Here is a 23300-nt window from a genome sequence, read left to right as displayed (position 1 = left end):
GTAAATAACTTAGCAAAGGCTAACTGTATTGCGCAAGACGTTAATGATGAGAGGTTGCTGCACAGAGGTAGGTTGGCTATATTCGTCGCATGATTGATCGCCCAGATGAAACGCCCTCACCGAGTCTCAGCGAGGCCGATGCGCTGCCGCCCAGCGAACAGCACGCCCAGCAATATGCGGCCGTGCGCAATGCGCATGAGACCGAGTTACTGGAAGACTATGTCGAGCTGATCGGTGATCTGATCGCGCATCAGGGCGAGGCGCGCTCGGCGGATATTGCGCTGCGCATGGGGGTCAGCCAGGCCACCGTGTCCAAGATGGTCGGGCGCTTGAAGACCCTGGGCCTGGTGGCCAGCAAGCCGTATCGCTCGCTGTTCTTGACCGAGGAAGGCGAGACCATGGCGAGGATGTCCCGAGAGCGGCACGCCATCGTGCTGCAGTTCCTGCGCGCCCTGGGCGTCAGCGACGAAACCGCGCGCATCGATGCCGAGGGCATGGAGCATCACGTCAGTCAGGAAACCCTCGAGGCGATGCAGCGCTATACGCATCGCCGTCTCTCGGCGTGATTGCCTCCGGCGCGGTCAGGGGGCCGGCCCTGCGGCGCCCAGGAAGCGACTTTGCCAGTAGTCGATATCCAGCGGCACACTGACCACTTCGCGCCCGCGTCCCGGGGCGTGAATCATCTGCCGGTCACCCTGATAGATCCCCACATGCGTCGCCTTGCGCCCACTGCCGAAGAACAGCAGGTCGCCGGGGCGCGCCTCGCCAACCTGCGGCAGCTGTCGGAATTGATCATCGGCGGTGCGCGGCACCCGGATCCCCGCGGCGCGGTAGGCCATTTCCACCAGGCCCGAACAGTCGAGCCCCTCGGGTGTATTGCCGCCGAAGCGATAGGGCGTGCCCAACGCCTGCTGGGCGTTGGCCAGGATCATGGCGCGCTCGATGGAGAGCCCGCTGGCGGGGGTAGTGGCAGTGTCGCGGGTGGCGATATCGCGGCTGGCGCAGCCGGAGAGCAGCGCCATCAACAGCAAGGCCCAGAACAGCGGCAGGGCGCGCCAAGGATAGGCAGGGCAGGATGTCGTCATAGGCTCGGGCCTTGAATTCGCGTTGCCACGTACGCAGATACGCTAGTATTCCTTAATGCACCCTTTGATTAATAGAGGATTTTCGCATGAGCTTCAACGGTGAGCAGCATCCCGGCGTACAGGCGGCTACCGCCGAGTCACAGGGGTTTCGACTCAACCACACCATGCTGCGTATCAAGGATCCCGAGCAGGCCCTGGCCTTCTATACCCGGGTGTTCGGCATGCAGGTGGTGCGGCGGCTGGACTTCGAGGAGATGCAGTTCAGCCTGTACTTCCTGGCCAAGCTCGAGGCCGGCGACACGGTGCCGGAAGATGCAGGGCAGCGCACGGTGTGGACTTTCAGTCAGAAGGGGCTGCTCGAGCTGACCCATAACTGGGGCACCGAGACACAGGACGATTTCGCCTATCACGACGGCAACGCAGAGCCCCAGGGCTTCGGCCATATCTGCTTCAGCGTGCCGGACCTCGACGCCGCGGTGGCCTGGTTCGACGCCAACGACGTCGAGTACGTCAAGCGTCCCGACCAGGGCAAGATGAAGGACGTGGCCTTCGTCAAGGACGTCGACGGCTACTGGATCGAGATCGTCGAGGCGGCGCGCCTCAATCAGCTCGGCGACTAGGCATTGTCCGAAAAGCTGCACGCAGGCAGCGGTCTATGCACACCATGGCCCTGAAGTTATTAGCCGATTTGTCGTAGCGCGTGCAGCCCCGTCGTCTGCTCAAACACGGTCATGCACGCGGTTACCATGATCATTTCTCCCCTCGGAATCTTTCGGTCCAGGGCAAACCTCTGGAACTTGAATGCCCCCACGATACAGGCGAAGATGCAATGCCGGAGGCAATCTCGACCGGCAATATTGATCGTATAAAAATACAAGAACCGAGGGGAAACTATGTTCCCGCTTTTCCTGTTACCAACGCTGATCTCTGGGAAGACGAACCGAGGATTCTTGCGGTCGGGTTCTGTTTCGAGGGCATCATGAGTGTGCCGGGGCTGTCGAGCGCATCGCGCCTCTGGGTTGCGACGATCTCGTCGCCGAAGTACGCGCCTTCTACCAGGACGTTGGGCCGATGGCGAACCCAGCGGCTGGGCCTGGCAACGGCAAGACCTGAGCCGTGCCGGGCACAAGTCGACACATTGCGATGATCCGCTTCTGGTTCGAATTCCACCCCCTGTTGATCCTTCCGCTCCTGCTGATTGTATTTCTGGCTTCCGGGGCATTGATCCACTGGGTCCAGTTTCATTCCCCGCTCAGCGCTCGCCTCAAGGGGGGCGCCCTCGGCTTGCCAACCTTCGTGGCCGTTTCGACCCTGTTTGCGCTGTTCGCGGCCTTCCTGCTCGCTGACACCATGGACCGCAAGGAGCGAGCGTCCCAAGCCGTCCAAACCGAGAGCGCGGCGATCTTCGGACTCGGTGTCGCCAGTGAAACGACAACGGCCAGCGGAGACAGGATCCGCGCGGCGATTGTCGACTACGCTGACTCGGTGGTGGCGGACGAATGGCCGCGCCTGATTCAGGAAAGCGGAAGCAGCAAGACGGAACAGGCGCTACTCGAACTGTTACGCGCCGTGCGGGACGCCACGCACGATGAGGCCCACTCGGCCGCGGTCCACGGCCAGATGCTGTCTTTAGCACAAGACATTGTCGAGGCGCGGACAAACCGCATTGCCGTTGTGGCTAATCATTACCAGCAATTTTCGTGGAGTGCCTTGTTCCTGCTCGGCTTCCTGACGCAATTCGTGATGGGCATGGGATTCCTCGACAGGGCGTCCGCGAACCGGCACGCGATTGTTGTCTTCAGCCTTGCTGCGGTCGTCGCTCTTTGGTTGCTGGCCATCCAGGACAACCCCTTCCGGGGAGCGGTCCAGGTTTCACCCGAGGCCATCGAACAGGCGGTGAGTACATGGAGCGATTGAGTCCGATTAGACACTGGCATTCGGCATGCCACGTAGCGGTGTCCATCATCCACGCGGCGCTCCGGGCGCCGCTGTGAAGATTGGCTCAGCGAAACGAGATACGCGTGCCGTAGGCGAGCATCTCGTCGGGGGTGATGGCGTGGCCTTGAACGCCGATCATCTCGTCGCCGCATTGATCCGCCCAGGTTAGTACGCCGTGGGTCAGCCCGGTTTCGCTGAGCAGGTCGCGAATCTCGCCGGTGCCGAGGAAGGTGCGGGTCTTGCCGTGCTCGTCGGACAGCTCGGCCACGCCGTTCGCGTAGTGCAGGCGCACGATGTAGATGCCGTCCTGGGACTCGACCTCGACGATCGGCGTGTGGCCGTCGGCGACGCCGCGGCCCAGCTGTTTCAGGGTAATGCTGCCCGAGACCGGGTGGTTGCTCTCGGCCATGGTGAATGCCTCAAGAGTGGGTGTACAAGTAATGTAGGAGAGATAGGGGCGGAGAGCGAACTTTTGCGCTCGATTGCGCGGCAAGGGTCTTTCGGGGTGCCCGGAGGGGAAAAATAATTGGACATAATTTGGACAATTCGAGCGGCTCGGACAGCCGCTGACGCAACGCCCCTCAGTAGCCGGTCATCTCCAGATAGCCCTCGCCGACCGCCTCGCCGCTGCGGGACTCGACGGCGGTGACCTCACCCTCCCAGTAGGCGAAGGCGGTGTCCATCCAGCGCTCGGGGTGGCGCGCCGCGACCTCGAGATCGAGCCCCTGCCCGGGCAGCGCTAGCCGCCAACGGGTCGGCACCTCGCGCCCGGCCACGACGCTGGTCTGCTGGGGCGTCAGCGCCAGGTCGTCGCCGCTGAGCGGGGTCAGGCTGCCGTCCGGGGTGATCCAACTGCCCGAGAGATAGTCGCCGCCATCGCGGCCACCGCCGCGCAGGCGAAAGGCCATCAGCTTGTGGCCGTCGTCGAGGTGCAGCGAAAACCAGTCCCAGCCCTGCTGGGTGGGCCCGAGCAGCTGGCTGCTCCACTCGCGGTCGAGCCAGCCGCGCCCGCTGACGCGGTGGGTTTCGCCGTCGAGGTCGACCTCGCCCTCAACCCGCCAGAACGGCTGGGTGTAATAGAAGGAGCCCTGTCCATCGGCGGATTTCTGGCTGAAACCGGCCTCGCCGTGGAGCACCAGGGGCCCCTCGGCGGTCAGGGTCAGGCGGTAGCCGAACGGCTGGCCGGCGTCCTCGCCGCTGGCGCTGACCTCGAGCCGCTCGAAGGTATCGCCGGCCGGGTCGACGACCCGGCTGCTCAGTCGCCAGTCGTCGAGCCAGGCGGCGAACGGCTCGGCCACGGCGCCGGCCTGGGCGCGGCGCGCTTCGGCAGCGGGCAGCGCGAGGCCGCGAGCGAAGCGCTCCTCGACCAGGTGGCGCTCGCCCCGCGATACCGCCGCATGGGCCATCCACAGCTGGCGGCTGTGCCAGGGCCGCGTCGGCTCGAGCGGCGACGCCTCGGGTGGTGCCAGGGCCTGGCGAAACAGCGTCCACTGAATGCCTAGCGGCTGGCCCTGCTCATCCTCCAGGTTGGCGGTGAGGTACCACCACTCGATGCGGTAGTCGGGATGGGGGCCGTGGTCGTCGGGAAAGCGCAGCGGCTGGCCCGGGCCGGCCTCGGCGTAGCCTTCGGCCTCGGCGCCCAGGCCGGCGAAGCCCTGGGGGGACTCGGTGACAGCGCTGGGACGCAGCACCAGCGCCACAGCGACAAGGGCGGCTGCCAACAGCCACAGGCGACGAGTCATGCGGCGGAAAACTCCATCAGTAGCTGGCGGGGGCGGCTGCGCCACAGCCGCCAGAGGGGGATCAACGCAGCCAGCCAGGCGACCGCCAGAGCCAGCACCAGGGCCAGCAGCAGCTGGCTGGGGAAGACGTGCAGCGGCAAGCGCCAGCCGAAGGCGGCGACGTTGATCACTGCCACCAGGCCCCAGGTCAGGGCGATGCCCAGCGGGATCGCCAGCAGCGCGGTGACCAGCGCCGCCAGGCTAAGTTGGGCAAGCGACACCCCGGCCAGCCTGCCTCGCGTGACCCCCAGTGCCCACAGCGGCGCCAGCTGGGCGCGCCGCTCGCCGCCCTGGGCCAGCAGGCTGCTGAACAGCGCCAGCCCTGCCACCGCCAGGGTCAGCAGGGTCAGCGCGCGAGTGATGGTGAAGGTGCGCTCGAAGATCGTCCGCGCCTGTTGCTTCACGGCCTGCTGGTCGATCAGGCTGGCGCCGGCCAGGTCGATGGCGCGGTCGAGCGCCTGGCCCAGCGCGGCGACATCGCTGCCCTCGGCGAGCAGGATGCCGAGGCTGCCCGGCGGCGCGGCGAACTGTGCGGCGAGTGCCGCGGTGGTCAGCGTCACCTCGCCGCGGGGGTTGCCGTAGTCGGGGTAGACGGCGGCAATCGCGGTCTCGTGGGGCCCCTCGGCGCTGCTCAGGGTGAGGCGATCGCCGGGCCCCAGGCCGGTGGCGATGGCCAGCTGTTCATTGATCAACGCCGCGCCCTGCTCGAAGGCCTGCCAGGCCTGCTCGACCCCCGCCTGGGTAGTCAGCAGCGGCCAGTGCCGGGTCAGTTGGCTGGCCGGCGTGATGCCGTAGACGCCCACCGGCTGGGCATCGACGCCAGCGGCGCGCAGGGTGGCGTCGGCACGCCGGGTCGGCAGCAGCGCGACGACCTCGTCACGCGCCTCAAGCCACGCCAGGCTGGCGTCGAACTGCTCGGCGGGTGGGCGCACATAGGCGTCGGCGACCAGCCGCTGGTCGAGCCAGTCGAGGAAGGTGAGGCGAAAACCGCCGACCATGCTGCCGACGCCGAGGTTGGTGGCCAGGGCCAGGAGTAGCGCCATCATCGCCAGCTGCAGGCGTGGCAGCTGCAGCTGCAGGTCCGCCATCGCCCACTGCGCCAGCGGGCGATGGCGCAGCCCCCGCACCGCCCAGCCCAGCAGCAGCCCCAGCAGCGGCGGCAGCAGCAGGGTCGCCGCCAGCAGGCCGAGGGCGACCAGCGCGAAGCCGGCCAGCAGCCGCTCACCGGGTGGCTGGCCGCTGAGCCATAGCCACAGCCCCAGGGCCAGCAGCCATAGCGCGGCGCCGAGCAGCGCCATGATCGTCAGCTGGCGCTGCAGCCCGCCGCGCCAGCGTTGGCGCTGGCCAAGTCCCAGCACGTCGAGACGCGCCGCCCGCCACAGGGTGGTAGCGCCGGCGCTGAACAGACCGCCGAGGGTGATGGCGATGCCGCCCAGCCAGTAGTGCCAGGGCAGCGCCAGTTCAGCGCCGACCCGCTCTCCGTAGAGCGTCGCCAGGCTGGCCGCCACGTCCGGCAGCAGCTGGCCGGCCAGCCACACGCCGCTAACGATACCCAGTAGCGCGCCGATCAGCCCCAGCACCACCAGCTCCACGGCCAGCAAGGCGACAAGACTCATGCCGGGGACCCCCAGGGCGCGCAGGGTGCGCAGCATGCCGAGGCGCTGCTCCAGGGTCAGGCTCAGGGCGGCATGCACGATGAACAGCCCCACCACCAGTGCCAGCAGGCCCAGGGCGGTGAGATTGAGGTGGAAGCTGTCGCTGAGCTGACCCGGCTCGGCGAGCTGCTCGGCGCGCAGCCGCACCAGGGCGTCGGGCAGTGTGGCCGGGGCGCCGGGGGCGATCAGCAGATGGCTGATGGCGTCATCAGGCATGCCCAGCAGCGCGCCGGCCACGCCGATATCAGTGATCAGGGTGCCGGGCGGTACGCTGGGGTCGAGGGCCAACGGTGGCAGCGCCTGGCGCTCGCGGTCGAGCAGCTGCTCGCCGTCCCGCGCGGCGTCGAGATCGGCCAGGGTGTCGGCGGCCAGCCGGGTGCGCCAGGGCGGCTGCAGGAAGTCGCCCAGGGCGTCGGGCCCGCCGCTGGCCTGGATGCCGCTGGCGGCGGGCAGCGTCAGCGGCTCGATGCCAAGCAGCGTGACCCGCGCCTCGCCGGCCAAGACCAGCTCGCCCTCGATCAGCGGCGACACCGCAATGCCGGCCCGGCGCAGCGCCAGGTAGGTGTCGAGGGTCAGCGGTTCGCCGTCGCGGCGCTCGATGCGATCCAGCCCGGCGTCGAACAGCGCGGCGCTGCGGTCGTAGCTGTCGCGGGCCGAGGCGTTGATGGCCTGCACGCCGCTCCACAGCGCGCTGGCCACCCACAGGCCGAGCAGCAGCATCACCAGCTGGCCGGGGTGGCGCCGGTAGTGGGAGAGCAGGGTGGCAGCCGCTGCGGCGATCATGGCGCGGCGCTCGTGGCGCCCTGCAGGTGGCCGCGGGCCAGGGTCAGGCAGCGCTTCAGCGGTGCCGCCACGCGCGGGCTGTGGGTCACCATCAGCAGCGCGCAGCCGCTGTCGTGAACCAGTTCCAGCAGCAGCGCCAGCACCTCGTCGGCGGTGGACTCATCGAGGTTGCCGGTGGGTTCGTCGGCCAGCAGCAGCGCCGGGCGCACCGCCATGGCGCGACCGATGGCCAGGCGCTGCTGCTGGCCGCCGGAGAGCTGCTCGGGGTAGCGCCCGGCCATGTCGGCAAGCCCCAGACGGGCCATCAGGGTGTCGCACCAGGCGCGGTCGTGGCGCCCGGCGAGGCGCGCCTGCAGGGTCAGGTTGTCGACCACGCTGAGGCTCGGCACCAGGTGAAACTGCTGGAACACCAGCCCCAGCCGCGCGCGGCGCAGCGCGGCGCGCTGGCGCTCGGCCATGCCTGCCAGCGGTTGGCCGTCGACGTTCACGGCGCCGGCATCGGGCAGGTCGAGGCCGGCGGCCAGATGCAGCAGGGTCGACTTGCCGCTGCCCGACTCGCCCATCAGCGCCAGGCTCTCGCCGGCGGCGAGTGAAAGGTCCACGCCGTCGAGGACCCTGAGTGGGCCCTGGGGTGTGGCGTAGGATTTGCTGACCTGGCGCAGCTCGAGCATAGGGGGCTCACCTGGGGGACGCGCCATGAGTGTTGCATAAAAAAGGCGCCACCCGAAGGCGGCGCCCAAGCCAGCTTGCGTTAGCTATCAGTGGCTATGGCCATGATCATCGTGGTCGTCGTGGCCATGCTCATGGTCATGGCCGTGGTCGTCGTGGCCGTGGTCGTCGTGGCCGTGGTCATGTTCGTCATGGTCCGGGTCGGCCAGCGCCTCGTGCAGGGTCATGGCGTTGTGGCGCATCATGCCCAGGTAGGTGCTGGCCTCGCCTTCAGAGGCCAGGGCGTCGGCGTACAGCGTGCCGGCGACAGGCAGGCCCGCCTCTTCCGACAGCTGGTTGATGATCGCCGGGCTGGTCATGTTCTCGTGGAACAGCGCCTGAACGTTCTGCTCACGGATCACGTCGATCAGCTCGGCCATGTTGGCGGCGCTGGGCTCGGCCTCGGTGGAAAGGCCCACCGGCGACAGGAAGCGCAGGCCGTAGGCGCTCGAGAAGTAGCCGAAGGAGTCGTGGCCGGTAATGATGGTGCTCGACGGCGGGATCTCGGTGAGCAGCTCGCGAATCTCGGCGTCGGTGGCGTCGATCTCGTTGATGTAGCGCTCGGCGTTGTCGCGGTACGCCTGTTCGTTGTCCGGGTCCGCCTCGATCAGGCCATCGCGGATATTGACCACGTAGGTCTGCGCCATGGCCAGGTCCTGCCAGGCGTGAGGGTCATACTCGCCGTGGTCATGATCGTCGTGGCCGTGGTCGTCGTGGCCGTGGTCGTCGTGGCCGTGGTCGTCGTGACCGTGGTCGTCGTGGCCGTGGTCGTCATGGCCGTGGTCGTCGTGGCCGTGGTCGTCGTGACCGTGGTCGTCGTGACCGTGGTCGTCATGGCCGTGGTCGTCATGGCCGTGGTCGTCATGACCGTGGGCGTGACCGTGATCGTGACCGTGGTAGGGGATGCGCTCGATGCCGTCGGTGGCGGTGACCAGCGGGCCGCTGTAGTCGCTGGAGTCGATCAGACGCTCCATCCAGCCCTCGAACTGCAGGCCGTTGAACACCACCAGGTCGGCCTCGGCGATGGCGCGGGCTTCGGTGGGGCTGGGCGAGAACACATGCGCGTCGCTGTCGGGGCCCACCAGCGAGGTGACGTTGACGTGATCACCGCCGACGTTATGCACCATGTCGGCCAGGATGCTGAAGCTGGCCACTACCTCGATGCGTTCGTCGGCCTGCAGCGGAGACAGGGCGATCAGGCCGGCGCTGCCGAGCAGCAGGCTTAGGGCAAACGGCTTGTTTCTCATGCTGTACCTCGTTGTGTGATGCGATGGAACGATCGCTATCCGGCCTCGGCGGCCTCCAGCGGTGTAGCGCGCCGCCGCAGCTTGGCCATCAAGCTGTGGTAGCGCCCGAATAGCGCAGAAACGATATAGCCGCCCCCGGCCAGCATGATGATGCTGGGGCCGGACGGCAGTGACAGGTGATACGACAGCAGCAGCCCGCCGGTGCTGGCGATCATTGCCCACACCACGGCGATCAAGATCAGCCCCTCGAGGCGCTTGCTCCAGAAGCGCGCGGCGGTGGCCGGCAGCATCATCAGGCCCACGGCCATCAGCGTGCCGAGGGTCTGGAAGCCGGCGGTCAGGTTGAGTACCACCAGCGCCAGGAACAGGCCGTGAATCAGGCCGTTGCGGTTGCCCTGGCCGCGCAGGAACAGCGGGTCGAGACACTCCACCACCAGCGCGCGGAACATCCACGCCATGCACGCCACGATCAGGCTGCTGATGGCGGCAATCAGGATCAGCGCGGTGGAGTTGACGGCAAGGATCGAGCCGAACAGCACATGGGTCAGGTCGACGCTGCTGCCGCCCAGTGACACCAGCATCACCCCGGCGGCCAGCGAGATCAGGAAGAAGCTGGCCATGGCGGCGTCCTCGCGCTGGCCGCTCATCTGCGACACGCCGCCGGCGAGCCCGGCCACCACCAGCCCGGAGAGAATGCCGCCGAGGCTCATCGCCGGCAGCGAAAAACCCGCCAGCAGAAAGCCCAGCGCCACGCCGGGCAGGATGGCGTGGGCCATGGCGTCGCCGATCAGGCTCATGCCGCGCAGTACCAGGAACACGCCCAGCGGCGGCGCGGCCAGCGACAGGGCGATGCCGGCAACGAAGGCGCGGCGCATGAAACCGTAGTCGAAGGGGGCAATGAACCACTCGTTCAGCAGCGCGATCATGGCGATAACCCCGGCAAGTCGAGGGGCAGGATCGGCGCATGGTGATGGCGCTGGGTACCGCCGTGGTGGCGCTCCAGAATCGCGTCCGGGGTGCTCCAGCGGGCGTGACCGCCGGCCAGGGCCAGCACGCAGTCGGCCAGCCGCGAGAGCTGCTCGAGGTCGTGCAGCACCACGATGATGGTGGCGCCCTGGGCGGCCATGTCGCGCAGCACCCCCATCAGCACCTCGACGGTATCGACATCGACGTTGGCGAACGGCTCGTCGAGCAGCAGCAGCGCGGCCTCCTGCATCAGGGTGCGGCCGAGCAGCGCGCGCTGGCGCTGGCCACCGGAGAGTTCGCCCAGCGGACGGTGGGCGAGATGCGAAATCCCCAGCCGCGACATCACCTCGCGCGCCTGGCGGTAGTGCGGGCCGCAGTAGCCTTTGAGCGCGCCGTGGCTGGGCCAGGTGCCGGTCATGATCAGCTCTTCCACGCTCATCGGGAAGGTCAGGTCGAGCGCCAGCTGCTGGGGCAGCCAGGCGCGCCGCTCTTTGGGTACATCGCACTCGACGCGGCCGCGGATCGGCGCCAGCTCGCCCATGATCGCCTGGATCAGGGTGCTCTTGCCGGCCCCGTTGGCGCCGATCAGCGCGGTGATGGCGCCGTCCTCGAAGCGGCCGCTGACGTGCTCGAGCACGGTTCGGCCGCCCTGGGCGAGCTGCAGGTCGTTGAGGCGCAGGCGCGACATCAGGACCACCACCCCGCGGCCCAGGAGACCGCCAGCCACAGCCCGGCCAGCGGTACCGCAGCCAGCAGCAGCCGGCGCCCGGCGGCCAGCGACATCAGCGAAAAGTGGCACGGCCCCTCGGGCCGATGGTGGTGACGGTGAGCCATGACAATACCTCGTGAATGTCGGGAAGGTTATAACATAACAAGTGGCTTGAGAAGTCATGCCGACAACGGCATGAAAAATGGCCGCCTATGATAGCGGCCATACGGGGAGGGCTCCAAGCGTCAGTAGCGGATTGCCACCCCCAGCTGTTCGGGGCTGGCCAGCAGCGCGTACTCGTAGTCGAAGCGCAGCTCGCCGAGCGAGGCCTGGGCGGGCTGGAAGCGATTGAGGGCGCGGCCGGCCTGGCGCGGCTGGGTCTGCAGCTGCAGCTCGTTGATCAGCATGCCGGTGGCGAAGTTGATCGCCCCGTCGCGGCCGCGACCGTCGCCGACGCCGATCAGCAGCCCCGAGGCGGTATTCACCGCCAGCGAGCCCAGGCGCGCCTCGAAGGCGCGGCGCTGGCGCTCCTCGGCGGCGGTCTCGCGGATCAGCGCCCGGGCGCGGTCGAGGTCGTCGCCCTGATCGAGAGCGCGAAAGTCGCGGTTTGCGGCCGGGTGGGGCTGGCGGTCGAGAAACATGCCGCCCAGCGCCAGCGCCGACTTGACCACTCCGACCCGGGCATCGTAGCGGTCGTCGCGGTCGCTCGCCTCGCTGGCCTGGTAGGCGTTGAGCACTAGGCTGGCGCCGTAGATACCGACCCAGCTCGCCTGCCACAGGTTGGCGTGGCGCTCGCCGCGTTCCAGGGCGTCGGCATAGCCCTGCCACTCCTGCGTGGAGGATTGGGCGAGTGCGGTGGCGGGCAGGCTCAGCAGCAGCACGAGGCTGGCGATCAGCACGGTGGAGTGGCGCATGGTGGGGCTCCGATTGGCGTGGGTCGCCCTTACTATAGCGTCATTGGCGGGGTCACAGGCCCATCGCCTGGCGCATCATCAACCGCTTGGCCAGCGGCAGGCGCTGGGTGACGGCGAGCCCCAGGCTGCCCAGCCGGCGCAGCGGTGGCGCGCCGGTGAACACCCGGTGCAGCAGCTCGGTGGCGGCGATCATCGCCAGCGTCTGCGGGCGCCGCTGGCGGGCATAGCCGTCCAACACCCGGTCACTGCCGAGGTCCTGGCCGCGGCGGTGTGCGGCGACCAGCCGCTCGCTGAGGGCGATCACGTCCTGCAGGCCGAGGTTCAGGCCCTGCCCCGCCAGCGGGCTGATCACATGGGCGGCATCGCCGATCAGCACGCAGCGCGCGGCGCTATAGCGCCGCGCGTGCTGGCGGCGGATGGGAAAACTGGCGCAGCCCAGCACCGCCTCGAGGCCGCCCAGGCGCGCCGGGAAGTCGTGCTCCACGGCCACGCGCAGCGCCTCGGGGTCGAGTTGCTCGAGGGCAGTGATGGTATCCGGCTTGCCGTACCACACCAGCGAGGCATGATGGCCGGGCAGCGGCAGCATCGCCTGGGGGCCCTCGGGCGTGAAGCACTGCCAGCTGACGTCTTGCTGGGGCAATCGGGTGGCGACGTTGATCACCAGCGCGCGCTGGTCGTAGTCGCCGCTCTCGACCGCAATGCCGGCCAGCTCGCGCAGCGCCGAGCGCGCGCCGTCGGCGCCGACCACCAGCGCCGCATTCAGCCGGGTGCCGTCGTCGAGCTCCAGTTCGGCCTCGCCGGCCGCCTGGCGCAGCACCATGGGGCGCACCCCGCAGTGGCAGGTGACCGTCGGCAGTTCGGCCAGGCGCGCCCATAGCGCGGCGCGGATCCAGCGGTTCTCGACGAAGCTGCCGAAGGCATCGTGGCCGAGGCTTTCGGCATCGAAGTGGGCCTCGCCGCGGCCCTGCTGGCTCCAGCCGTGAATGCGCCGAAACGCGCAGCGGCGGTCCTGGGGGATGTTCTCCCAGGCGCCGACCTCGGCCAGCAGCCGCTCGGCGGCCAGGTTGAGCGACGACACCCGCAGATCGAAGCCGTCGTCGTCTGGTAGGGTGGGGGCAGCGCCGCTCTCGACGAGAGCCACGCCAAGGCCCGCCTGGCCTAATGAGGCGGCCAGCGCGGCACCCACCATACCGCCGCCAACGATGATCACCTGTGCAGAATTCGCCATGCGTGTCCTTAATGTCATCAAACTGTCATCTATGCTCGTTAGGGTGCGCGCTGACATCAAAGCGTCATTAAACCGTCATACCACCCGCGGACCCACACGGTAGCTACTCACTTATGACGAATCGCACCACACCGCCCTCCGATCAGCCCGCCTTCGAGCGACAGGCGCGACGTGAAACCCCGGCCTGGATGCGCGGCCTGTATGCCGGGCTGTGCCTCTACCTGTTCCTGGCCGCCCTCAACGTGCTGGGCTCGGGCCTCGGCACCTTCGGCGGCGAGAGCGACTTCCTGACCCGCGCCTTCGCCTACGGCGAGAACCCCTTCATCGCTCTGCTGGCCGGCGTGCTGGTCACCATGATCGTGCAGAGTTCGTCGTTCACCTCGGCGCTGATCGTGACCTTGGTAGCCAGCGGCGAAATGACGCTGGGCACCGCGGTATTCGCGATCATGGGCGCCAATATCGGCACCGCGGTCACCGGGGTCATCGTGGCCCTGGCCAACATGCGCATCAAGCGCAATTTCCGGCGCTCGTTCACCGCGGCGCTGATGCACGACTTTTTCAACATCCTCACCGTGGCGGTGGTGTTCCCCATCGAGTGGCTCAGCGGCATGTTCCACGAGGCCGGCCGCGGGGTGTTCACGCGCCTGGCCGGCTGGCTCGCCGAGCTGATCGGTCTGGAAGAAGTGGCTCGGCCCAACAGCCCCATCAAGGTGATCACTTCGCCCGTCGTCGACGCCTTCAACGCCATCGGCGGCTTTTTGCTGCCGACCTCGCCGGCCCAGGGGCTGCTGGTGGCCGGCTTCGGTATGCTGCTGATGTTCGCCGCGCTGATTTTCATGGTCCAGAACCTGCGCGGCGCGCTGCTGCGCCACATGGACGGCCTGTTCCGCACCTACTTCTTCCGCACCGACCTGCGCGCCTATGGCGTGGGCGTGGTCTCCACCGTGCTGGTGCAGTCGAGCACCATCACCAGCAGCCTGATGGTGCCGCTGGCCGGGGCCGGGGTGGTGCGCATGCGCCGGGTGCTGCCGTTCATGATGGGCGCCAACCTCGGCACCACCGTGACCAGCGTGCTGGCCGCCACCGCCAATCCTATCGCAGCGGCGATGACCGTGGCCCTGTTCCACGTCATCTTCAACCTCACCGGCACCGCGATCTGGTGGCCGCTGCGGGTGATCCCGCTGCGCGTGGCCAACTGGTACGGCAAGCTGGCGGCCAAGCGGACCCGCTACGCCTTCCTGTTCCTGATCGGCGTGTTCTTCGTCGTACCGCTGGTCGGCATTGCCGCCACCGAACTGTTCATGAGCCTGCGCTGAGCGCGGCCCACCGGGAGACCGTCACATGTTTCGACAGCTCTATACCGCTCTGACCTCCGAGAACACCCTCGACCAGGCCTTCGAAGACCTGACTGCCATGCTCGAGCACGGCGAGTGGATGTTTGCCCGCGCCAACGACGTGCTCTACAGCACCGCCTCCGCCGACGAGGTGCGCCAGCCGCTCTACGACCGCGACCAGGCGATCAACGAGCTGGAGCGCTCGATTCGGCGCAAGGTGCTGCGCCACCTCACCGTCAACCCCGGCCACGACGTGGCCATCTGCCTGGCGCTGATGAGCGTGGCCAAGGACGCGGAGCGCATCGGCGACTACTGCAAGAACGTCTTCGAGGTGGGCAGCTTCTACAGCGAGGGCTTCCACGTGCCGCGCTACCAGGGGCCGCTGGACGGCATGGCCGAGCAGATGGGCCGCATGTTCGGCATGATGGTCAGCGCCACCCGCGACTCCGACGAGGCCAAGGCGCGCCAGGTGCTCTCCATGGCCCGCGGCATTCGCGCCCAGGGCGACCACCTGATCGAGGAGTTGTTCAAGGACGACCAGCAGGTCGCCTTCCACGAGGCGGTGGCCTACTCGCTGCTGGCGCGCCACTACAAGCGCGTGGCCTCGCACCTGGCCAATATCGCCACCGCGGTGGTCGGCCAGCTCGAGGACCTCGACTTCTACCACGACGAAGACGACGCGGAGTGACGACACCCCGAGACGCGAGCGCCGCCCCTGAGGGCGGCGCGCTTCGTTACGACTAACCGATAGCGTTACTCGACCAGCGCGTTGAGCCGGTCGGGGAAGTCGGTGAAGATGCCGTCGACGCCCCAGTCGAGCAGCAGCTGCATGCCGTCCTGCTCGTTGATGGTGTAGACATGCACCAGCAGGTCGTTGGCCTGGGCCTGTTCGACGAAGGCGGCATCGATCACCTGCAGCTCGTCTTCATAGGTCAGGTTGGTGCCGATGCCGACGGCATACTCGCGGATCGCCGCGAAGTCGGCATCCTCGATCTCGCTCGGGCCCGGCGTCACCCCGGTCCACTCGACCAGGCGCTCCTCACCGTCCTCTTCCGGGTAGTACCACACCAGCTGTACCAGCGGCACCTGGTCGTTCAACGCCTGTACCTTGAGCAGGCTCTCCTGGCTAAACGACTGGATGAGTGCCGCGCCATCCTCGATCAGGCCGTGGGCCTCCAGCTCCTCGACCATCGCCTCCTCGATACCCGGATAGAGCTCCGGCGACTTGGTCTCGAGGTAGTAGCGGGTATCGCTGCCGAAGTGCTCGATGACCTCGCCCAGGGTCAGGATCTGCTCCCCGGCGTAGGCATCGTCGGCATACTCCGGGTAGGCCTCGTTGAACCAGCTACCGGCGTCCAGCGCCTTGAGCTCCTCCAGGGTGAAATCCTTGAGCTCGCCTTTGCCGTCAGTGGCGCGGTCGAGGCTCTCGTCGTGGAAGGCCACCAACTCGCCGTCGGCGGTCATCTGGATATCCAGCTCCAGGTAGTCCACTCCCATCTCATGGGCCAGCTCCAGCGCCGGCAGGGTCTGCTCCGGCGCGTGCCCGCTGGCGCCGCGGTGGGCGATCACCTGAAAGTCTTGCAGATCATCCAGCTGCTGCTGTAGGGCATCCCCCTGTACGGAGAGCGGCAGCAGCAAGGCACCGCCGCCGAGCAGGGCGAAGGGAAGGCTGACACGCGAAAAGCGGCTCTGGGTGAAGCGCATGGTGAATCCTTTATTGAATGTTCAATTAATAACCGTACTGAGGTGGGGAAAGGGATGCAAGTGAGTGGTAGGTGGTCAGTCCCAGCGGATCCAGTGCTTGAGCTCGGCCGCATTGGCGATCTGAATCTGCTGGGCGCGAGGGTCGGTCTCGGTATGGTTGGGGTTTACTCCCAATTCACGCAGGGCATAGAGCACCAGTGGGCCACGACATAACAGCTCCAATGTCCCAGCTGTCATTGCGTAGTCAACCGCTATTAGCTGGCGTTCTGGCTCAGTCAGGCGCTGATCGGGGATTAGCTTTACGTTGACGATGGTTAGCCAGTCGCTATCGTTTCCTCGGCCATGCTCTCCCAGCATCGCTCCACAAGGCTCTGGAATATCGCGGAAACGGCTCAATACGAAGTCACGATATGACAAATGCTTTTCACAGAAGGCCCTTACATGCCAGCGCCCTGCAGCATATACCAAGGTATGGGGCACGATGATTCTTTCTTCGCCCCGCGGGTTGGTAAAGGAAGCGTAGGACACTTCCAGCCGTAGCTGCTGGCGTGAGCCTTTTACCAACTCGCGTACCACGTCAGGTGACACCTGGCGACTTGGCAGTGGCAACGACTCAGTATCGGCGGCCCCGAGCCCAAGGCTTGCAAATGGTGAGTCCAGCTGCTGCCCCGACCCCAGCAGATGTAGATACTCTTCAACCCGACCTTGGGTGAAATGGCCGATGAATCCATCGGTGGGAAGAAACCCTTTGCGCGACTCGTCATAGACCAAGTTCCCGGGAACCAGCTCACGATAGCGGCGCAGCACCTTCTGTGCCTGCTGGCGGCCGATGCCGAAAGCCTCGCCGATCTGTGATGCAACCACCCGACCCTCCCATAGCGCCAGGACTTCAATTAGCCGGTAGCGGGCGAGGGTGTCCCAGGGTAGTGGTGCAGTATCGAGCATGCGAACTCCTTGCGACTCTCTGAATGCCATGATCTATCTCAGCATCGGCCTGAAAAAGATGCTGGTTTCTTGGACAGTGGTGGTGACTGAAAGAGTAGGGTGCTTAGATGGTGCGTAACAAAGAATAACGACAGGGAGTCAGCAATGAGTTACTACCTGTACTGGGGTAAGGCTAAACCAGCTGAAGCAGGGGATCGATGTCATCTACTGCCCTACCATAGCCTGGATGTGGCAGCAGTCGGTTGGTATTTGCTTGCTCCTGAGCGTCCGCTGACGCAGCTGTTGGCGGCCCGCCTTGATATATCGCCCGAGGCGCTACGCCGCTTCTTCGTGTTTCTGCTGGGGTTGCATGACCTTGGCAAGTTCTCCCGAGCCTTCCAGGGGCTGGCCCGGCCGGAGAGTGTGAGGCTGGTTCCACCCGTCGAGCGATACGAGTACACCGTGCGGCATGACCGGCTGGGTGCTCTGTTGTGGCAGGAGTGCTGGTTTGATTGGCTGGAGAACGGGACTCTGCGTTGGTCCGAGGCGTCCCTCGAGCGCTCGGAGAAAAAGCAGCGCCGTAAGGCCATGCAGGCATTGTTGATTCCCTTCTTCGGTCACCATGGCCAGCCGGTCGAGGCGGAGCAGCTGCGGCTCGAGCAGTTCTTCGTCAAGGAAACCGATGGTGACGATCTGGAAGCCGCCAGGCAGTTCATCGAGGAGTGGGCCGGCCTTATCGACGTTGAGTGGCCGGTGGAAACGCTTGTCTCGAGTGAGTGGCTAAAAGCCTTCCTGACGCTGAGCTGGACCATCGCCGGCTGGGCGACACTCAGCGACTGGCTGGGCTCGAATCAGGAGCATTTCCGCTACTGCGAGAAGGAGATGCCCATCGCCGAGTATTGGGAGCGCTATGCATTGCCGCGCGCCGAGGCGGCACTGCGTGATACCGGCTTCGATCGATTGCCGGAGCCGCTTGCCTACAGCGGGCTCGATCAATGGTTCGATGGCGGGCCGATCACGCCGACTCCCTTGCAGTGCGAGGCCGAGTCGCTGCCGATCTCGCCTGGGCCTCAGTTGTTCATCCTCGAAGACATTACGGGGGCCGGAAAGACCGAAGCGGCCTGCATCCTCACCCAGCGACTGTTGGCGGCTGGGCATGCCGAAGGTCTCTATTTCGCGCTGCCGACCATGGCGACCTCCAATGCCATGTATGAGCGCCTCGGCCTGCTGCATCGGCGTTTCTTTTCGGCCGATTCCCACCCCTCCTTCGTATTGGCCCATGGTGCCAGCCGGCTCAACGAATCCTTCTCGCTGGCGATCGATCGGCCGCAGCCGGGCGACCGGGACTATGAGCCAGGCGAGGCCACGGCGACCGCCCACTGCAACCGCTGGCTCGCCGATTCGCGCAAGAAGGCGCTCCTGGCCGAGGTGGGTGTGGGCACCATTGACCAGGCGCTGATGGGTGCGTTGCCGTTCCGTCATCAGTCGCTGCGCCTCTTTGGGCTGGCGCGCAAGGTGCTGATCGTCGATGAGGTGCACGCCTATGACCACTATATGCAGACCCTGCTCAACCAGCTGTTGAGCTATCACGCCCGCCAGGGCGGCAGCGCCATCCTGTTGACAGCGACTCTGCCGAATGCAATGCGCGAGTCGCTGGCAGCGGCGTGGCGTGCCGGGCTGGATAGGGAGCCAGCCGCCCTTGAGCGTAGTGACTTTCCGCTGCTGACGCAGATTGATGTGGACGCGTCTCGTGAGGTGGCGCTGGGCTCGCGGCCCGAAGTGTCCCGTGAGGTTGATATTGACTGGCTGACCGAAGAAACGGAGGCCATCGAGACTATTCTGGCCGCGGCAGCGGCCGGCGAGTGCGTCGCCTGGGTGCGCAATACCGTAGACGATGCCATTCGTGCCTTTGAGGCAGTGCGTGAGCGTCACCCCGAGCCGGAGTGTTGCCTGCTGTTCCATAGCCGCTTTGCCATGCTCGATCGCCAACGGATCGAGTCCGACGTCCTCGCGCGACTGGGCAAGACGTCCACGCCGGAGTGCCGTCGTGGGCAGGTGTTGATCAGCACTCAGGTTTTCCAGGAGTCTCTGGACTGTGACGTCGACCTGATGATCAGCGATCTCGCTCCCATTGACCTGCTGATTCAGCGTGCCGGTCGGCTTCAACGCCATGTCCGTGGCCCGCGCCGGCCACCCGTTCTCCAGGTGCTGGCCCCCGAGTGGGCAGACGCACCGGATGAACATTGGCTGAAACGTACGTTACCTGGGACGAATGCCGTCTATCGGGATACCTCCCTCCTGTGGCTGACCCAGCGAGTCCTGCGTGAGCTGGGGGGAATCCGCATGCCCGAGCAGGCGCGCCTGCTGATCGAGAGTGTCTACGGTGAAGTGATCGACCTTGTGCCGGACGGACTGCAGGGAGCGCGCTGGGAGCAGAAAGGGATACAGAGGGTCGCGACCTCGATGGCCAACTTCAATGCCCTGGAGCTCAAGGCCGGCTACGTGTGGGATCGCCACAAGTGGCAGGAGGAGCAGGAGATCGGCACTCGCCTGGTCGATGAGCCAACAGTCAATGTGGCACTGCTTAAGTGTGACGCCGATGGTGCTTTGCGGCTCTGGGCCGAGGATGCGCGGCATGCCGATATGCTCAGCCAGATCAAGTTGCGCCAGAGCCAGGCCGCTAAGCTGGCTAGCTTGCCGGGAGAGTATCAAGCCCAGTGGGAAGCCCTGCAGGAGCGCTACAAGGCGTTGCGCTTTGTGCAGCCGTGGTTGGCCGAGACTGACACGAGCTGTGAATACGATGGCCAGTGGGGCCTGGGTTTTCGGCCACATAGCACAGCAAACGAGGAATAACTTCTGGAGGGTATCTATGAATCTCCTGCATGACCGATGGCTTCCCTTCCATGCCTGGGATGGAAGCATCACCTACCGCTCACCCTTGGCCATCGCCGACCCTGAGGTCGTCGACCTGGCTCTTCCCCGGGCGGATTTCCAGGGCGCTGCTTACCAGTGGCTGATCGGCCTGCTGCAGACCGCGCTGCCTCCCAAGGATCACGATGACTGGCTGGATCGTGCTGCCGAGCCACCGAGTCGTGAGGCACTTGAGGCAGCCTTTGCACCTTTGGCGACGGCCTTCGAATTGGAGGGTGATGGCCCGCGCTTTATGCAGGACCGGGATCCGCTGGAGGATGCCAAGCCGACGTCTGTCTCGGGGCTGCTGATCGACTCCCCTGGTGCCAATGGCCTCAAGCTCAATACCGATCACTTCGTCAAGCGGGGGCGTGTCGAGGCAATCTGCTCTGACTGTGCGGCGATGGCGCTGTTTACCATGCAGATCAATGCACCATCCGGGGGTGCGGGTTATCGGGTGGGGCTCCGGGGCGGTGGCCCGCTGACGACCCTGGTATTGCCGGAGGATGCTCAGGCCAGCCTCTGGCAGCGGCTATGGCTGAATGTGCTGCCGAGCCAATCTCTTGCACGGCAGGGCAAGATCGAGCCACTGCGCTCGGATGACGACACCCTCTTTCCCTGGATGGGGCCAACCCAGCTCAGCGACAAGAAAGGCGCCGTAGTCGTCCCGGATGACATGCATGCCCTGCATGCCTACTGGTCCATGCCGCGTCGTTTTCGACTGCTCTTCGAGGACACCCCCTGCCGATGCGATCTCTGCGGGCGGGAAACCGCTCGATCTGTTGCCGAGATTCGCGCCAAGAACTATGGCGCCAATTATGACGGCCCTTGGCAGCACCCTTTGACCCCCTATCGCCGTGACCCCAAGAAGCCCAGCGAGCCGCCGCTGTCCACCAAGGGGCAGCCAGGAGGCTTGGGGTATCGGCACTGGTCGAACCTGGTGCTCGATGATGCTGAAAACAGTGGTGCCCTGCCGGCAGCGGTGGTTCATGACTACCTGTATGGCAAGGTGCCGGCAAATCGACAGGCGCGACGCGAAGGCGAGGCATTCGAGCCGCTGCTCCGGCAGGCGAGGCTCTGGGCCTTCGGTTACGACATGGACAATATGAAGCCACGAGGCTGGTATGGCGTAGAAATGCCGCTGGTGGCGGTGCCGCCTGAGCAGCAGGAAGTGCTCAGATCCTGGGTTCAGGACGTGACCGAACTGGCTCGCCAGGTGGCGTGGATGGTGCGCAACCAGATTAAGGTCGCCTGGTTCTCGCGTCCTGCCGATGCCAAGGGGGACATGAGTCCCATCGATACCCATTTCTATGAGGCGACCCAGGCCGGCTTCTTCCATGCCCTGTTTGGCATGCAGCAGGCTCTGCTCGATGGAGAGGACACTCATATGCCGACAGACATCGCCGAAGTCTGGTATCGCGGACTCCAACGGGAAGCCCTGCGGTTGTTCGATGCGCAGGCACTGAGTGGTCCCGTGGCTGAGCTGGATATGAAGCGCGTCACTGGGGCCCGTCGCAATCTGCAGGCCTGGCTCTCCGGACGCAGCAAGGGTAGCAAGATCATCACCCAGTTCGCCAAGAAAGGAGGGTTCGCGTTAGCGGGTGGCAAGGAAAGCACAACTACGGAGGACGTCGCGCCATGAGTGAAACAGCAGAGCCGCAAACGGAGAAAAAGACGCCTGTGGTGACCGAATACCTACGGGCCATCAGTCCAGAAGAAGCCTTTGCCGTGCGGTGTTGGTGGCAGCGCCTGACGTTACCCGCCGAGGAGCTTAAGGCCGTTACCTCAGCCCCCCCCTGGCCTAAGGGAGTGCGAGCCATGCTACGGCGCTGTGAAACGCCAGAGGCCGCCATGCTGACCGAGGCCTTTCGGCATCTCTGGCATCGGTTGCCAGAGTCCGAAAGGGGAGGTGAGAAGCGACGCAACCTTCGGCTGCAGGCCTGGGCTTGCGTCGCGCTGGTGCTGGCCGAAGTCAGGGCGGAAAGCCCCAATGCCAGCCTGGGTAGCCAGCTAGGCAAACAGAAGAAGGAAACCGGTAAGCCCCATATGAGCGAGCTGCGCTTCCAGCAGCTGCTGACTTGTCAGGCACCGGAAGAGCTGGTGCAGCGACTACGGCGTGCCTTGGCGCTGATCGATAAGCGGGACGTCAGCGTTGTTTACCTAGCCGACAATATCGCTCTCTGGTGGCGTGAATCGCAGGGTGAAATGGCACCCCAGCCATCTGGTCGGCTCGGCTTCCTTTGGGCCAATGACTATTTCGAGGCGCTGTCCCGCTATCAGCACGCCGGCGACTGATCGAGCTTTACCATCTACGACAGGGAAAATGAACTCATGAGCCACTTTATTCAATTGCATCTGCTGACCTCTTATCCCCCGGCCAACCTCAACCGTGACGACTTGGGGCGGCCGAAGACCGCCATCATGGGCGGTGCCAAGCGCCTGCGCGTCTCTTCCCAGAGCCTCAAGCGTACCTGGCGTACCTCTGCCCTGTTCGAGGAGGCATTGGGTCTGCACCGTGGCCAGCGTACCAAGCGCGTGGGCCTCGAGGCGGAGAAGCGCCTGCTAGAGAAAGGCGTAAGTGACAAGGACGCCCGGGCCTGGGCCACGGAGATCGCGAGGGTATTCGGCGATGTGGCCAAGGGCGAGTTGGCGACCAGTCAATTGGTGCATATCGGCCCTGAGGAGCAGAAGGCGGTTGATGATCTCGTCGAGACGCTGGCCGACGAAAAACGAGCACCCGAAAAGGGCGACCTGGGTCTCCTGCGCCATAAGCCGGCCGCCGCGGATATCGCTCTGTTCGGTCGCATGCTGGCGGCGGTGCCGGAGTACAACGTCGAGGCGGCCTGTCAGGTCGCGCATGCCATCACCGTCCATGCGGCAGAGGTGGAGGATGACTATTTCACCGCCGTTGACGATCTCAATACCGGCGACGTGCATCGAGGCGCGGCCCACGTCGGCGAGGCGGGCTTCGCGGCCGGGCTGTTCTATAGCTACATCTGTATTGATCGGCAGCAGTTGATCGATAACCTCAACGGTGATGCCGAGCTGGCCGAGCGGGCCATTGCCGCCCTGGTGGAGGCCGCCGTACGCACCTCACCGAAGGGCAAGCAGAACAGCTTCGGCTCCCGTGCCCATGCCAGTTATGTATTGGCTGAGAAGGGCGACCAGCAGCCCCGCTCGCTGTCGGTAGCCTTTCTGCGGCCGGTGGCCGGTCAGGATCAGGCCGGTGATGCCGTGGAACGGCTCGAGAACCAGGTGAACGCCTTCGATGGGGCCTATGGCGCAGGAGCTGATCAGCGCTATATCGTATCTGCCCTGGCTGGCTACCCGGGCCCTAAGCTCGAGGGCGAGGTCGCCTCGGGTAACCTCGATGGGCTGATTGAGTTTCTCAACGCCGACCATTAAGGAGCCGCT

22 protein-coding genes are annotated in these 23300 nt (G+C 65.8%); 9 read left to right on the top strand and 13 right to left on the bottom strand.

Going from position 1 to position 23300, the window contains the following annotated elements; all coding sequences use genetic code 11:
* Window positions 1–89: 89 nt before the first annotated feature.
* A complete protein-coding gene (locus BWR19_18230; protein ID APX94702.1) occupies window positions 90–566 on the top strand; it encodes a transcriptional regulator MntR in 477 nt (158 codons plus the stop codon).
* A gap of 15 nt (window positions 567–581) precedes the next feature.
* On the opposite strand, the gene BWR19_18225 is transcribed toward BWR19_18230, so the two are convergent.
* Complete coding sequence (locus tag BWR19_18225) at window positions 582–1085, bottom strand: glycoside hydrolase (GenBank protein APX94701.1); 504 nt, start codon at window positions 1083–1085, stop codon at window positions 582–584.
* A gap of 86 nt (window positions 1086–1171) precedes the next feature.
* Here BWR19_18225 and BWR19_18220 point away from each other — a divergent pair, with 86 nt between their 5' ends.
* Window positions 1172–1705: a lactoylglutathione lyase gene (locus tag BWR19_18220; GenBank protein ID APX94700.1), complete on the top strand. Its 534-nt coding sequence runs from the start codon at window positions 1172–1174 to the stop codon at window positions 1703–1705.
* A gap of 59 nt (window positions 1706–1764) precedes the next feature.
* On the opposite strand, the gene BWR19_18215 is transcribed toward BWR19_18220, so the two are convergent.
* A complete protein-coding gene (locus BWR19_18215; protein APX94699.1) occupies window positions 1765–1962 on the bottom strand; it encodes a hypothetical protein in 198 nt (65 codons plus the stop codon).
* Window positions 1963–2228: 266 nt separating this feature from the next.
* Here BWR19_18215 and BWR19_18210 point away from each other — a divergent pair, with 266 nt between their 5' ends.
* Window positions 2229–3002 carry a hypothetical protein gene (locus BWR19_18210; protein APX94698.1) on the top strand — a complete coding sequence of 258 codons (774 nt, stop codon included), beginning with the start codon at window positions 2229–2231 and terminating at the stop codon, window positions 3000–3002.
* Window positions 3003–3087: 85 nt separating this feature from the next.
* On the opposite strand, the gene BWR19_18205 is transcribed toward BWR19_18210, so the two are convergent.
* From BWR19_18205 to BWR19_18165, 9 genes are all read right to left on the bottom strand, one after another.
* Entirely contained in the window at window positions 3088–3432 is a 345-nt protein-coding gene (locus BWR19_18205; GenBank protein APX94697.1) for a hypothetical protein, read from the bottom strand.
* A 172-nt stretch (window positions 3433–3604) separates the two neighbouring features.
* Window positions 3605–4765: an iron ABC transporter permease gene (locus tag BWR19_18200; protein ID APX94696.1), complete on the bottom strand. Its 1161-nt coding sequence runs from the start codon at window positions 4763–4765 to the stop codon at window positions 3605–3607.
* A complete protein-coding gene (locus BWR19_18195) occupies window positions 4762–7242 on the bottom strand; it encodes an ABC transporter permease (GenBank protein APX94695.1) in 2481 nt (826 codons plus the stop codon). The genes BWR19_18200 and BWR19_18195 overlap by 4 nt, the downstream gene beginning before the upstream one ends.
* A complete protein-coding gene (locus BWR19_18190) occupies window positions 7239–7913 on the bottom strand; it encodes an ABC transporter ATP-binding protein (GenBank protein ID APX94694.1) in 675 nt (224 codons plus the stop codon). Before BWR19_18190 ends, BWR19_18195 begins: the two co-directional genes overlap by 4 nt.
* 87 nt (window positions 7914–8000) lie before the next feature.
* On the bottom strand, window positions 8001–9197 hold the full coding sequence (locus tag BWR19_18185; GenBank protein ID APX94693.1) for a metal ABC transporter substrate-binding protein: 1197 nt from the start codon (window positions 9195–9197) through the stop codon (window positions 8001–8003).
* Between the two features lie 35 nt (window positions 9198–9232).
* Window positions 9233–10123, bottom strand: a complete 891-nt coding sequence (locus BWR19_18180; GenBank protein APX94692.1) for a zinc ABC transporter permease — start codon at window positions 10121–10123, stop codon at window positions 9233–9235.
* Entirely contained in the window at window positions 10120–10851 is a 732-nt protein-coding gene (locus BWR19_18175) for an ABC transporter (GenBank protein APX94691.1), read from the bottom strand. Before BWR19_18175 ends, BWR19_18180 begins: the two co-directional genes overlap by 4 nt.
* Before the next feature lie 266 nt (window positions 10852–11117).
* Window positions 11118–11786, bottom strand: coding sequence for a hypothetical protein (locus BWR19_18170; GenBank protein APX94690.1), 669 nt, complete (start codon window positions 11784–11786; stop codon window positions 11118–11120).
* 52 nt (window positions 11787–11838) lie between these two features.
* Window positions 11839–13014 carry a monooxygenase gene (locus BWR19_18165; protein ID APX94689.1) on the bottom strand — a complete coding sequence of 392 codons (1176 nt, stop codon included), beginning with the start codon at window positions 13012–13014 and terminating at the stop codon, window positions 11839–11841.
* A 113-nt stretch (window positions 13015–13127) separates the two neighbouring features.
* Here BWR19_18165 and BWR19_18160 point away from each other — a divergent pair, with 113 nt between their 5' ends.
* Together BWR19_18160 and BWR19_18155 are read left to right on the top strand one after the other, a co-directional pair.
* Window positions 13128–14330: a sodium:phosphate symporter gene (locus tag BWR19_18160; GenBank protein ID APX94688.1), complete on the top strand. Its 1203-nt coding sequence runs from the start codon at window positions 13128–13130 to the stop codon at window positions 14328–14330.
* A 25-nt stretch (window positions 14331–14355) separates the two neighbouring features.
* Window positions 14356–15036: a PhoU family transcriptional regulator gene (locus BWR19_18155; protein ID APX94687.1), complete on the top strand. Its 681-nt coding sequence runs from the start codon at window positions 14356–14358 to the stop codon at window positions 15034–15036.
* Between the two features lie 65 nt (window positions 15037–15101).
* Here the strand turns inward: BWR19_18155 and BWR19_18150 are convergent, their stop codons facing one another.
* Both BWR19_18150 and BWR19_18145 read right to left on the bottom strand, forming a co-directional pair.
* On the bottom strand, window positions 15102–15986 hold the full coding sequence (locus BWR19_18150) for a glycerophosphodiester phosphodiesterase (protein ID APX95099.1): 885 nt from the start codon (window positions 15984–15986) through the stop codon (window positions 15102–15104).
* 141 nt (window positions 15987–16127) lie between these two features.
* Entirely contained in the window at window positions 16128–16997 is an 870-nt protein-coding gene (locus BWR19_18145) for a WYL domain-containing protein (GenBank protein ID APX94686.1), read from the bottom strand.
* A gap of 222 nt (window positions 16998–17219) precedes the next feature.
* On the opposite strand from BWR19_18145, the gene BWR19_18140 reads away from it, so the two are divergent.
* The 4 genes from BWR19_18140 to BWR19_18125 are packed head-to-tail and all read left to right on the top strand — an operon-like array spanning window position 17220 to window position 23291.
* Window positions 17220–19829 carry a CRISPR-associated helicase/endonuclease Cas3 gene (locus tag BWR19_18140; GenBank protein APX95098.1) on the top strand — a complete coding sequence of 870 codons (2610 nt, stop codon included), beginning with the start codon at window positions 17220–17222 and terminating at the stop codon, window positions 19827–19829.
* A 16-nt stretch (window positions 19830–19845) separates the two neighbouring features.
* Window positions 19846–21528 (top strand): type I-E CRISPR-associated protein Cse1/CasA, encoded by a 1683-nt coding sequence (locus BWR19_18135; GenBank protein APX94685.1) that lies wholly within the window; start codon window positions 19846–19848, stop codon window positions 21526–21528.
* Window positions 21529–21566: 38 nt separating this feature from the next.
* Complete coding sequence (locus BWR19_18130) at window positions 21567–22181, top strand: type I-E CRISPR-associated protein Cse2/CasB (protein ID APX95097.1); 615 nt, start codon at window positions 21567–21569, stop codon at window positions 22179–22181.
* Between the two features lie 36 nt (window positions 22182–22217).
* Window positions 22218–23291, top strand: coding sequence for a type I-E CRISPR-associated protein Cas7/Cse4/CasC (locus BWR19_18125; protein APX94684.1), 1074 nt, complete (start codon window positions 22218–22220; stop codon window positions 23289–23291).
* Window positions 23292–23300: the final 9 nt, after the last annotated feature.

Source organism: Halomonas sp. 1513 (assembly GCA_001971685.1).
Classification (GTDB): Bacteria; Pseudomonadota; Gammaproteobacteria; order Pseudomonadales; family Halomonadaceae; genus Franzmannia.
The sequence above is the reverse complement of the archived record's forward strand: the minus strand, read 5'-3'. Positions and strand labels throughout refer to the sequence as shown.

Coding starts and splice junctions, on each gene's coding strand:
- BWR19_18230 (APX94702.1), top strand. CDS start 90: ATGATTGATCGCCCAGATGAAACGCCCTCACCGAGTCTCAGCGAGGCC.
- BWR19_18225 (APX94701.1), bottom strand. CDS start 1,085: ATGACGACATCCTGCCCTGCCTATCCTTGGCGCGCCCTGCCGCTGTTC.
- BWR19_18220 (APX94700.1), top strand. CDS start 1,172: ATGAGCTTCAACGGTGAGCAGCATCCCGGCGTACAGGCGGCTACCGCC.
- BWR19_18210 (APX94698.1), top strand. CDS start 2,229: ATGATCCGCTTCTGGTTCGAATTCCACCCCCTGTTGATCCTTCCGCTC.
- BWR19_18205 (APX94697.1), bottom strand. CDS start 3,432: ATGGCCGAGAGCAACCACCCGGTCTCGGGCAGCATTACCCTGAAACAG.
- BWR19_18200 (APX94696.1), bottom strand. CDS start 4,765: ATGACTCGTCGCCTGTGGCTGTTGGCAGCCGCCCTTGTCGCTGTGGCG.
- BWR19_18195 (APX94695.1), bottom strand. CDS start 7,242: ATGATCGCCGCAGCGGCTGCCACCCTGCTCTCCCACTACCGGCGCCAC.
- BWR19_18190 (APX94694.1), bottom strand. CDS start 7,913: ATGCTCGAGCTGCGCCAGGTCAGCAAATCCTACGCCACACCCCAGGGC.
- BWR19_18185 (APX94693.1), bottom strand. CDS start 9,197: ATGAGAAACAAGCCGTTTGCCCTAAGCCTGCTGCTCGGCAGCGCCGGC.
- BWR19_18180 (APX94692.1), bottom strand. CDS start 10,123: ATGATCGCGCTGCTGAACGAGTGGTTCATTGCCCCCTTCGACTACGGT.
- BWR19_18175 (APX94691.1), bottom strand. CDS start 10,851: ATGTCGCGCCTGCGCCTCAACGACCTGCAGCTCGCCCAGGGCGGCCGA.
- BWR19_18170 (APX94690.1), bottom strand. CDS start 11,786: ATGCGCCACTCCACCGTGCTGATCGCCAGCCTCGTGCTGCTGCTGAGC.
- BWR19_18165 (APX94689.1), bottom strand. CDS start 13,014: ATGGCGAATTCTGCACAGGTGATCATCGTTGGCGGCGGTATGGTGGGT.
- BWR19_18160 (APX94688.1), top strand. CDS start 13,128: ATGACGAATCGCACCACACCGCCCTCCGATCAGCCCGCCTTCGAGCGA.
- BWR19_18155 (APX94687.1), top strand. CDS start 14,356: ATGTTTCGACAGCTCTATACCGCTCTGACCTCCGAGAACACCCTCGAC.
- BWR19_18145 (APX94686.1), bottom strand. CDS start 16,997: ATGCTCGATACTGCACCACTACCCTGGGACACCCTCGCCCGCTACCGG.
- BWR19_18135 (APX94685.1), top strand. CDS start 19,846: ATGAATCTCCTGCATGACCGATGGCTTCCCTTCCATGCCTGGGATGGA.
- BWR19_18125 (APX94684.1), top strand. CDS start 22,218: ATGAGCCACTTTATTCAATTGCATCTGCTGACCTCTTATCCCCCGGCC.